This is a genomic window from Pseudomaricurvus hydrocarbonicus, assembly GCF_011602365.1.
In the GTDB taxonomy this organism is placed as follows: Bacteria; Pseudomonadota; Gammaproteobacteria; order Pseudomonadales; family Cellvibrionaceae; genus Pseudomaricurvus; species Pseudomaricurvus hydrocarbonicus.
Genome location: NZ_JAAONZ010000016.1, coordinates 151,023 through 161,698, shown reverse-complemented (window position 1 = coordinate 161,698; position 10,676 = coordinate 151,023). Strand labels below are relative to the sequence as shown.

Sequence of the window (10,676 nt, the reverse complement as noted above, 5' to 3'; positions counted from 1 at the left end):
AAATATTTTACAACCGCTTGCGTAGGCACTCTTCTCTGGGATATGTAAGTCCTGCGCAGTTTGAAAAGGACGCGGCAATGGCCGCTTAGTTAAGGTGTCTACTTTTGGTGGGTAGGACCAATACCTTTTTTTTATGCTCAAAAATACTCAATAGATGACTGAGGAACCTCTGAATAACGCTATATTTTACAACATTTCTTGATAGAGGTTCCGCTTTCCCGTTTTTCGGGCTAAATATCGGTTGTGTCGCATCTATTATTGAAAACCAGAATATTCCAAAGCTGACTATAGCTCACATTGCCAAGGTATAGAACAGTGCACCGGGAGACTGCGAGCCTCCCCATCTCTTCTGACCCTTTTTGAGAATCCGCTATAGCTACAGTCGAGCAATGGTTTTAGCAGCACTGTTAAATTTTTCAAAGCCCATGGCCTGTTTCATTTTTCTTTTTATGAATCGATGGTCTTGCTCAATCAGATTGTTCAAGTATTCACATTGCCGAATTTTGATTCGCGTTCTGTTCTCTTGATTGTAATCATTGATCGCAACATTGTTGGCGCCACTTTAGTCGATATTAATTAAGCTCGCTCTACCATTGCGACTAATCATCTTATTAAGGAATCGCTTGGCGGCCTTTCTGTCCCGTTTAGCGGTCAGCAGGAAGTCGATTGTGTTGCCTTCTTTATCGACAGCGCGGTACAGGTATTTTTAATGACTTTTTATAATAAGATAGGTTTCGTCAAGTCTTACCCCGGCACCCAGACGGCGCTTCCTCTTCTGAAATTCTTTCTCAAGAAGTGGAGAAAACTTCAGAACTCAGCGATTGAGGGTGCTGTGGTCTACGTCAATTCCGCGCTCTTTCATCATCTCCTCGATGTCGCGATAGCTTAAACAATGGGCGGCGTACCAACGGACGCACTGCAGAATAACGGATTGGGGGTAACAATAGCCCTTGAAACTGATCACGACAACTCTATCTAAACATCAAACGACAATTTGTACGCTAATCAGTGCTGCTGATGCGACGCAACCAGTTTCTCCTGTGACCCGGTGTTATACCTCTCCCAGTCCAGGTATTCTGACAGCAATAATCTCATTATTTTTCTGTGTGTGTATGGTTTCAGAACTGCAGCAAATAATATCCAAAGTCATCTGTTCGCGAAGCTTGAATTGTATATGCACCTTCTTAGTGATTATGGGTTTTGTTATCGCAATAAAGTCTAGTTGGAGGAAGCAAAATCTTAGCCGATGGAGCCATGGTATTAATCGTGGTATTGGCTGTTTTTGGACTCTCTACCATATTGATTTCTATAAAGTTTTCTGTTTATTTGACTTTAAGGATTAAAATATCGATTCAGTCGAAATAAGTTTGAAGGGCAGGCGTTAAGCGAACAGATTGGGTGTGATGGTTTGAGCGGTAGCAGCGGCAAAGGTTTGTCTCGGTCAGTCAAGCACCGTGGCAACATCCACTATCTGGCCACAGTCATGGGCGCTGTACCCGGCGAGCTGTTCTATGTTCTTTTTGAAAGAAGGTGCTGACAGCGCGGTCACAAAGTTTTCCACCACTGCTTGCTTGAGCTTTTTCTGGTGACACACAAACAGGTAATCTTCGCGGCACAGGGGGATAAACTGCAGGCCAAATTTGTGTGCCGCTTCTTCGACGCCAAAACCCACATCCGCCATGCCGGCAGCCACATAGGCCGCCACCGCCGAGTGGGTGTACTCGCGATTATTGTAACCGTTGATGGCTTCGTGACTGAGGCCCTGATCCAGCAGCAGTTGATCAAACAGTGCCCGCGTGCCGGAGTCCTCTTGTCGATTGATGAATCGCGGCCAGACTGCAGCAGGCTGCATTTCACTATTTTCTTTTGGCACCAGATCGTTCAAACCATGAATCCCGCAGGGGTTGTCGGCCTTGATCATCAAGCCTTGCTGGCGGGAGATAAAGCGTATGATTTTATGGGCGCGGGGCTTTAATAATCGCTGGTAGTGTTCATTGACGGCCGGTATCGACACCTGTGTGGGCAGGTGGAAGCCCGCGATATCGCAACTGCCGCGATTGAGGGCTGACAGGGCTTCTACAGGACTGCTGTATTGCAGATCCAGCTGAATCTCACTGAGCGCTTTCGGTAGTAAGGCGACCGCGTAGCCGTGGCTGGCTTGTATGCGCAACACCGGCGAGACACCCGCCATGGCTTTATGGATTTCCAGGTTAAGCTCTGAGGCAATATTGGCCATTTGCGGTTGAAACCGGGCCATGACGCGCTGCTCTGCCCAGAGTAATTTCTCCCCCAGCAGGGTCAATTCAGCCCCGCGGCCCCGGGACATGGTGACCAGATCGGTACCAAAAAAGCCGGACCACTTCTGCAATAAATTCCAGGCATGGCGATAAGAGATGCCTGCGGCCTTGGCCGCCAGGGTTAATTTCTTGTGCTCAAAGATGGCCTGCAGTAATGAAAATAATTGCGGTTCGAGGGTGTTGCCCGCCTCATCCCGAAACGTCCAGCCGGGGTCGATATGAATTTGTTTCGTCGTCACAACAGCTGCCTCTCGAGGGTGTACCCGGGTTGTTAAAGGTACAGGAGTGATAAAGGTAAAACTGGCAAAGGTAGAGGGTCGATAAAGGTACAACATATCTTCCAGGGTCGATATTATAGTAAATAGGCACAAAAATGCATATTTTACAAAGTTCTAGCCAGTGATACTTTAGCCTCAGTTGATCATCATAAAGGCATTTAAATATGAACTCTAATGCATATAAGGGTGTTGCCATGGCGAGTCTTGTGAACACTGACTTTCTGCCAAACGCTAAAATGTCTTCCCCTAAGCCTGCTGCAGCCGAAGCGGCTGGTATGTCAGCCCGGCCCGGCCCGGATCAAGCGCACAGCGTGCCTCATCCCCATAGCCTGGCTCTAACCCACCTTTCCGCACAAACCGAACTGCAGGAAGTCGCCGTAGCTCTGTGCATTAACGGCATTTGCCAGGCCGTCATGATGGTATCCCCAAACGATCTGGAAGCCTTTGCTGTAGGGTTTTGCATCAGTGAAGGGTTCATCACGGGGACACATGACATTTTGTCCATCGACTGTGAAGCTCAGCCTTTGGGCTGGCAAGTGGACCTCACCGTGCTGGCCTCCTGCGAATACCAACTGAAAGACCGAAAACGCCTGATGGCCGGCCCCAGTGGCTGTGGGTTGTGCGGTATCGATTCGCTTGAGGCGGCTATGAATCAAGATAGCCTGGTTAAGCGCGAGACCACCTCTGGGGTTATGGCGCCCAGTTTTGACACCATAGAGTGCGCCAAGCACACCCTGGGTGCACTGCAAAAGCAATATCGATACGCCCGTGGCCATCACAGTGCCGCCTTGTTCAGCCATCACCACGGTGCAGAGGCGTTGGTGATCAGTGAAGACGTCGGTCGCCATTCGGCCCTGGACAAATTGATCGGCAAAGCCTCCCTGGAACAGCAGCCTCTGAACACCGGGTTTGCCATGCTCACCAGCCGCTGCAGCCACGATCTGGTGATTAAGTGCGCGCGCGCAGGGATTGCTTGTCTGGTGACTTTGGCGCCGCCCACCAACCTGGCTGTGCAGTCGGCCGCACAGTCGGGGGTGCTGTTGTTTTGTTTTCAGCAATCAGAGCTTAAACGCTTCGCCTGATAATACTTGTGAGCGGTTGAGGATGTCATAGGCCGGCTTTAGGACCAGGTCTCATGGCACGACAGCAGCGTTTTTATTGGCGTTCACAACGTTTTGATCGACCGTCATTATTTTTTTCGAGAGACACAACATGAGTCACCGCCACGACGACAGCCAGCGCAATCCTTCTAACAGCCACCCCGAGGAGCCGGTGCCATACCCCCATCCGGCCGGCGGCTGGGGCGCCTTAAAAAGTTCGGCGAAGCATTTGATCCAGAGCGAAGATGCCGCCAAGGGCGTCAAAACTCTGTTAAAAGCCAATCAGCCGGGTGGATTTGATTGTCCGGGTTGCGCCTGGGGGGAAGAGCCGACGGCGGGTAAAATTGATTTTTGTGAAAATGGGGTCAAGGCTGTCGCCTGGGAAGTGACCAGCAAGCGCGCCGACGCCGACTTTTTTGCGCGTCACAGCCTGGCAGAGCTGCGCAGCTGGAGTGATTACGCGTTAGAGAAAAGCGGTCGCCTGTGCGAGCCGATGTTTTACGACGGTGAGCACGACCACTATCAACCGGTCAGCTGGGGTCGGGCTTTCCAACTGATTGCCGGGGAATTGAACGCGCTTGCGTCACCCGATGAGGCGCTGTTTTATACCTCGGGTCGCGCCAGTAATGAAGTGGCCTATCTGTATCAACTGTTTGGGCGGGCTTTTGGCACCAACAATTTTCCCGACTGTTCGAACATGTGCCACGAAGCGTCCGGGGTAGGGCTGGGGCTGAGCATCGGTACCGGCAAAGGCACCGTGACTATGCACGACTTTGAGCAGGCTGAAGCCATTTTTGTGTTTGGGCAGAACCCGGGCACCAACCACCCGAGGATGCTCGCCACCCTGCGCAAGGCGGCAAAGCGCGGCGCCCAGGTGGTGGCCATCAACAATCTGAAAGAGCGCGGCTTACAAAGGTTCTCGGACCCACAAAGCCCGAAAGAGATGCTCATTGGCAGCAGTACCGCCATCAGCCAGCACTACGTTACCCCGCGGCTGGGGGGTGACATGGCGCTGCTGCGGGGCATGGCCAAATTTCTGTTTGAACAGGAACAGGAACAGGATCAGACCGACAAGGGTGCGGATACCCAGGGGGTGATAGACCGGGATTTTATCGCTCAACATTGCGATAACTTTGACGCTTATGAAGCTGTGGTCAAAGCAACGCCCTGGGCGAAAATCATCGCCCAAAGCGGACTGGAACAGCAGGAGATCGAAAAGCTCGGCCGCATTTATATGAGTAGTGAACGCAGTATTTTCACCTGGGCCATGGGCATTACCCAGCACCGGCATTCTGTTGCCACGGTGCGGGAGCTGGTGAACCTGCTGCTGATGAAAGGCAACATCGGCAAACCCGGTGCAGGCGCCTGTCCTGTGCGCGGTCATTCCAACGTCCAGGGCAATCGCACCGTCGGTATCAACGAGCGCCCCCCGGCTGAACTTTTGGACGCCTTACAGCAGCGCTATGACTTTGCCATTCCCCGGCAGCAGGGTTTGAACACCGTCGAATCCATTCAGGCGATGCTGGATCACAAGGCCAGGGTCTTCATCGGGCTGGGGGGAAATTTTGCGGCCGCCACCCCCGACACGGCCCAGACGCACCGCGCGCTGAGCCATTGCGCGCTCACCGTCCACATCAGTACCAAGCTCAATCGCAGCCACGTGATCACCGGCCAAAAAGCCCTGATCCTGCCCTGTCTTGGGCGCACGGAAATCGACCGGCAAGCGAGCGGTGAGCAAATCATCACGGTCGAAGATTCCATGAGCATGGTGCACAGTTCGCAGGGCAGCAATGAACCCGCTGCGCCATCGCTGCGCTCTGAAACCGCGATTGTGGCGGGGATTGCCCAGGCCACGCTGAGGGCAACCCGACAGCCTGCGGCCCACCTCAGCTGGTTGTCGCTGGCGGATGATTATCAACTGATCCGGGAAGAAATCAGCCAGGTGCTGCCCGGGTTTGAAGATTTTAATGAGCGCATCCGGCAAAAACGCGGTTTTCATCTGACCAATTCGGCCGCGTTGCGCGAGTGGCGTACAGCCACTCAGCGGGCTGTCTTTTCCGACAGTGCGTTACCGGAGGCATTGATGCACGAGCAGGATCAGCAGCACCGCGCCGCGAACACGGGTTTTACGCTGCAGACTTTGCGCTCACACGATCAATACAACACCACCATCTACGGCATGAACGATCGTTATCGAGGCATCAGTGGCGAGCGCAATGTGTTGTTCATGAACCCGGACGACATTAAGCAACAAGGCTTAACACCCGGCGACCGGGTGGACATCACCACGGTGAATCAGCCGGACAGTGACAACCGTTTGCGCCAGGTCAAAGGCTTTAAAGTGGTTGAGTTTCAAATCCCCAGGGGCTGCCTGGCCGCCTACTATCCGGAGACCAATCCGCTGGTGCCGCTTGACAGTGTGGCGGAAGGCTGTGGCACACCGACGTACAAATCCATTGCCGTGCAATTAACGCCAGGTATCCGTCAGGAGTGAGAGTCACAGTGAAGTGCCTTCATTAGGCGTTACCCAGCCGTCATTTCGTTGTGTGCAGCGCCGTTAAAACCAATACGACCATGGTAGCTTCTCCATCCGTTTGATTCGATGAGTCGCCGTATCATCAAATGGGACTGAGCAGGCTGCCCCCATCGACCACCAAAGACGTTCCGGTCATGTAGGAGCCGGCATCACTGGCCAGCAACAGCAGAGGCCCATTTAATTCGTGGAACTCTCCCAGACGTTGAGGAACCAGACGGGCAATGTAGGCTTTACCCCGTTCTGTGCTGAACTCACTTTCGTTAATCGCTGACGCGAAATAGCCGGGATACAGGCTGTTGACGCGAACACCGTAGCGGGACAACTCCAGGGCCATGTTTTTGGTGAGCTGGGCAATGGCCGCTTTGGAGACGTTGTAGTCGGCTTTTAGAAGACCCGTGCACAAACTGTAAATAGAGCCGGTGTTGATGATGGAGCCTTTACCGCTCGCTTTCATACGGATAGCGGCGTGTTTGGCGACCCGCCAGGCGCCTTTTAAATTGACGTCCAGCACATACCCCCAGTCGTCTTCGTCCAACTCTGTGAAACGGGTGGGGGCTGAGCTGATGCCCGCGTTGTTCACCAAAATGTCGAGGGAGTCGATCATTCCGTCCAGTTGTGCAAAGGCCTTGTTGACACTGTCGGCATCGGTGACGTCCATCTCCAATGCCTGCGCTTTTCCACCATTAGCAATTAGGGTTTCAACCAATTGTTGCAGTTTATCGACCCGCCGTGCTGCAACGATGACTTCGGCACCTGCGTCTGTCATGATCTCGGCAAAGTGAGCGCCGAGTCCGCTGGAGGCGCCAGAGATGAGTACGGTTTTTCCCTCCAGCGACAGCAGGTTTTGAATGGATGGTGACATGGGTGTATTTCTCCTGACGGCAGTTTTGTTTTCAGTATGGCGTGTGTTGGGAGTTACAGGTCGCGATCGATAAACGGGCAATAATCGCCGCTGTAGATGTCCCTGCTGATCAGCAGCTTCATGATCTCTGAGGTACCGGCATAGATACGGGTCACACGGGCATCTGTGTACATCCGGGAAATGGGGTACTCGTCCATATAGCCGGCACCACCATGCAGCTGAACGCCTTCATCCACGACTTTGCACAACAATTCTGTGGTGAGGTACTTGGCTTTGGCGGCGTCCACTGCGGTGAGTTGGTCAGCATTGACGGCTTTTACGCATTGATCAATGAACACCTGTTGCATATCCAGTTGAGCCCGCAAGTCAGCCAGTTGGAACTGGGTATTCTGAAAGTCACACAGCTGTTTCTGGAACAGCTTTCTTTGTTGGGTAAATTCCACGGTGATATCGAACGCTTTTTGGGCGGCAGCCAAAGCTTCTACTGCCGAGATTAAACGCTCTTCCGCCAGTGCTTCCATCAGTTGTGATAATCCCTTGCCCTCTACACCCAGTAGGTTTTCCTTTGGGATTTTTACGTCAGCAAAGAACAGCTCCGCGGTATCCTGGCCTTTTTTGCCCATTTTCTTAAGGTTGGCACCGCGCTCAAACCCGGCCATACCCCGCTCGACAAGAAACAGGCTAACGGCACGAGGGTTATTCAGCGGATCAGTTTTGGCAGCAACGATCACCAGGTCGGCGTTGATGCCGTTGGAGATATAAGTTTTACTGCCGTTCAGTAGATAATGATCGCCCTGGTCGATAGCGGTACTGCGCATACCGGCCAAATCGCTGCCGGCATCGGCTTCGGTCATGGCAACGGCTAGAATGGTGTCACCGCTGACGCATTTGGGCAGAAAGCGCTGTTGTTGTTCCGGGGTGCCAAACCGTTTCAGGTAAGGCGCAACCAAACGGCTATGCAACGTAGAATACCAATCGGCACACAGCGCGTACTGGGTTTCCTCAATCATGATTTGTTCAAAGCGAAAGTCGGGGTCACCCAGTCCGCCAAAAGCTTCATCGGCCCAGGTGCAGAGGAAACCGTTGGCGCCGGCTTTTAAGAAAGCTTCACGATCGACAATCCCCTGTTCGCGCCACTGCTCCATGTGGGGCTGGATTTCCTGATGCAAAAACTTGCGATAGGCATGCCGAAACATGCCTTGCTCTTCAGTAAAATCACGCTTAAACATCACTTTTCCCTCCAGCCGTTTACACGATCTGCCCGCTGTTGATGGTGATCTTTTATATTTGTATATGAATAGCCTAAGCCCAGATGCGGTGCCTGTTATTCAATCAGGCGCACAGCCTGCCTGGCCAAGGGTGAGACCAATGCGCCCATTTGCACGGCTTTTTCACTGGAGGCGTTACCGCCCTGTGCACGCTTTTTAACCCCTTGTAATATGGCGGCAAAGCGGAAAAAACTGAACACCAGGTAAAAATTCCAGTGTTCAATGCCGTCTAGCCCCATGCGTTCACAGTACTGTGCCACGTATTGTTCTTCGCTGGGAATACCCAAGGCTGCACGATCTACACCCCCCAAGCCTGACATCACGCCGGAGCTTTCCATGCGTAATTGCATGCACTGGTAGGCGAGATCCGCAAAGGGATGCCCCAACGTCGACAGTTCCCAGTCTACCAGGGCCAACACTTGCGGTTTTTCGCGGTGGAACATCATGTTGTCCAGACGAAAATCTCCATGTGCGAGGGCAATACGACCATCATCGGCGGGCATATTGGCCGGTAACCATTCCATCAAGGTTTCCATTTCCGCAATGGTTTGCGTTTCTGATGCCCGGTATTGTGTGCTCCAGCGGCCAATTTGGCGCTCGAAGTAGTTGCCGGGTTTGCCGTAGTCACTGAGACCGACTGCCTCAATGTCAACCGAGTGCAGGGCCGCCAGCACTCGGTTCATTTCGGTGTAAATGGCGGCGCGATTTTGTGGCGTTTCTTCGGGCAGGGACGGATCCCACATCACCCGACCGTCGATGTACTCCATCAGGTAGAACATGCTGCCAATCACACTGTCGTCTTCGCACAGGTGATACGCTTTGGCGACCGGGACGCCAGTACCCGCAAGCGCGGCAATCACCCGATACTCGCGGTCGACGGCGTGCGCGGATTTCAGCAGTTCACCAGGTGGCTTGCGGCGCAATACGTATTTGCCGCTGGCTGCGTGCAGCAGAAAGGTGGGATTGGACTGTCCTCCGGAAAATTTTTCGGCTGTGATCGGGCCTTTAAACCCCACCACGTGTTGCTCCAGATACAGGGCCAGTTTGTCGGTATCGAAGGCAAAGGCAGTTTGATGAGATTCGCTCATGGTTCGATCCTTACTGGTCGGCGTAGCGGTCGATGATTTTTTTACCCAATGCCATCTGATGGACCTGATCGGGTCCATCGGCCTGACGGCACCAGCGGGCATAATTGAACGCTTCGGCCATGAAGTAGTCTTCTGTCAAGCCACCCGCGCCGTGCATTTGCATGCAGCGGTCAATGACAGTTTGAACCAGCAGCGGAACGGTAGTCTTGGTGGCGGCAATCATGTCCACTGAAGCCGCTACACCTTCTTCATCAATTTTGTGGCTGGTACGCAGTACCAGCAAGCGTGCCATTTCGATTTCCGAGAAACTTTTTGAAATTTCTTCACGCACGGACTGGTGTTTGCTCAGGGTGCGGCCGAAAGTTGTACGGCTAGCGGCCCGTTTACAGGCCAATTCCAAAGAGCGTTGTGCGGAGCCGATCAAGCGCATGCAATGGTGCATACGGCCTGGACCGAGACGCCCTTGTGCAATTTCGAAACCACGACCTTCACCTAGCAAAACATTTTCCAGTGGCACCCGCACGTTGTCAAAAACAATCTCCGCATGACCGATGGGAGCGTCGTCGTAACCGAGCGTGGTGAGCGGGCGGATCAGGGTAATGCCCGGGGTGTCTTTAGGCACCAGCACCTGAGTTTGCTGCAGGTGTCGGCTGGGATTCTGCGGATCGGATTTGCCCATCACAATAAAAATTTTGGTGCGCTCGTACATGGCGCCGGTGATAAACCACTTGCGACCATTGAGTACCCACTCGTCGCCGTCCTTTTTGATTTCCAGTTGGATGTTGGTGGCGTCACTGGAAGCTACCTGAGGCTCGGTCATGGCATAAGAGGATCGAATTTCACCGGCCAGCAGCGGCTTAAGCCACTTGTCCTGCTGTGCCTGGGTGGCGTAATTCATAAACACCTCCATGTTGCCGGTGTCCGGTGCGTTACAGTTAAACACCTCCGGCGCCCAGATGACACGTCCCATTTCTTCGGCCAGTGGCGCGTAATCAAAAAACGACAAGCCGCCATGCTCGCAGTATTGCGCATGGTCTTCTGGCACAAACAGGTTCCACAGTCCGGCGGCTTTGGCTTTTTCTTTCAGTTCGTCCATTAGCGGCAGCGGTGCAAAGCGGTTTTCGGCACGGTGTAGCTGCTCGGCGTAGGCCGTTTCATTGGGGTAAATATGCTCATCCATAAAAGTCTTAAGCTTGGCCAGCAGCAGCTGGGATTTTTCGCTGTGTTGAAACATAGGGTCTCTCCGC

At 53.1% G+C, this 10,676-nt stretch carries 8 protein-coding genes and 1 pseudogene; 2 read left to right on the top strand and 7 right to left on the bottom strand.

Going from position 1 to position 10,676, the window contains the following annotated elements; genetic code table 11:
* Positions 1-376: 376 nt before the first annotated feature.
* The 3 genes and pseudogenes from G8770_RS24745 to G8770_RS18000 all read right to left on the bottom strand — a co-directional run bounded on the left by G8770_RS24745 (position 377) and on the right by G8770_RS18000 (position 2,536).
* Positions 377-700, bottom strand: a pseudogene (locus G8770_RS24745) (DDE-type integrase/transposase/recombinase).
* A gap of 114 nt (positions 701-814) precedes the next feature.
* Positions 815-964 carry an IS6 family transposase gene (locus G8770_RS23935; protein WP_208022350.1) on the bottom strand — a complete coding sequence of 50 codons (150 nt, stop codon included), beginning with the start codon at positions 962-964 and terminating at the stop codon, positions 815-817.
* A gap of 477 nt (positions 965-1,441) precedes the next feature.
* Entirely contained in the window at positions 1,442-2,536 is a 1,095-nt protein-coding gene (locus tag G8770_RS18000) for a substrate-binding domain-containing protein (RefSeq protein WP_341771169.1), read from the bottom strand.
* 203 nt (positions 2,537-2,739) lie between these two features.
* On the opposite strand from G8770_RS18000, the gene fdhD reads away from it, so the two are divergent.
* Together fdhD and G8770_RS17990 are read left to right on the top strand one after the other, a co-directional pair.
* Positions 2,740-3,657, top strand: coding sequence for a formate dehydrogenase accessory sulfurtransferase FdhD (gene fdhD, locus G8770_RS17995; RefSeq protein ID WP_167190107.1), 918 nt, complete (start codon positions 2,740-2,742; stop codon positions 3,655-3,657).
* A gap of 130 nt (positions 3,658-3,787) precedes the next feature.
* Entirely contained in the window at positions 3,788-6,169 is a 2,382-nt protein-coding gene (locus G8770_RS17990) for an FdhF/YdeP family oxidoreductase (RefSeq protein WP_167190105.1), read from the top strand.
* A 124-nt stretch (positions 6,170-6,293) separates the two neighbouring features.
* Here the strand turns inward: G8770_RS17990 and G8770_RS17985 are convergent, their stop codons facing one another.
* The 4 genes from G8770_RS17985 to G8770_RS17970 all read right to left on the bottom strand — a co-directional run bounded on the left by G8770_RS17985 (position 6,294) and on the right by G8770_RS17970 (position 10,663).
* Complete coding sequence (locus G8770_RS17985; protein WP_167190102.1) at positions 6,294-7,073, bottom strand: SDR family NAD(P)-dependent oxidoreductase; 780 nt, start codon at positions 7,071-7,073, stop codon at positions 6,294-6,296.
* A 53-nt stretch (positions 7,074-7,126) separates the two neighbouring features.
* Positions 7,127-8,302 carry an acyl-CoA dehydrogenase family protein gene (locus G8770_RS17980; RefSeq protein WP_167190099.1) on the bottom strand — a complete coding sequence of 392 codons (1,176 nt, stop codon included), beginning with the start codon at positions 8,300-8,302 and terminating at the stop codon, positions 7,127-7,129.
* A gap of 95 nt (positions 8,303-8,397) precedes the next feature.
* A complete protein-coding gene (locus G8770_RS17975) occupies positions 8,398-9,429 on the bottom strand; it encodes a phosphotransferase family protein (protein ID WP_167190096.1) in 1,032 nt (343 codons plus the stop codon).
* 10 nt (positions 9,430-9,439) lie between these two features.
* Entirely contained in the window at positions 9,440-10,663 is a 1,224-nt protein-coding gene (locus G8770_RS17970) for an acyl-CoA dehydrogenase family protein (RefSeq protein ID WP_167190093.1), read from the bottom strand.
* Positions 10,664-10,676: the final 13 nt, after the last annotated feature.

Excerpts from the sequence above, each read along its gene's own strand:
- G8770_RS17975 (WP_167190096.1), bottom strand. The coding sequence starts at position 9,429 with ATGAGCGAATCTCATCAAACTGCCTTTGCCTTCGATACCGACAAACTG.
- G8770_RS17985 (WP_167190102.1), bottom strand. The coding sequence starts at position 7,073 with ATGTCACCATCCATTCAAAACCTGCTGTCGCTGGAGGGAAAAACCGTA.
- G8770_RS17970 (WP_167190093.1), bottom strand. The coding sequence starts at position 10,663 with ATGTTTCAACACAGCGAAAAATCCCAGCTGCTGCTGGCCAAGCTTAAG.
- G8770_RS17990 (WP_167190105.1), top strand. The coding sequence starts at position 3,788 with ATGAGTCACCGCCACGACGACAGCCAGCGCAATCCTTCTAACAGCCAC.
- fdhD (WP_167190107.1), top strand. The coding sequence starts at position 2,740 with ATGAACTCTAATGCATATAAGGGTGTTGCCATGGCGAGTCTTGTGAAC.
- G8770_RS17980 (WP_167190099.1), bottom strand. The coding sequence starts at position 8,302 with ATGTTTAAGCGTGATTTTACTGAAGAGCAAGGCATGTTTCGGCATGCC.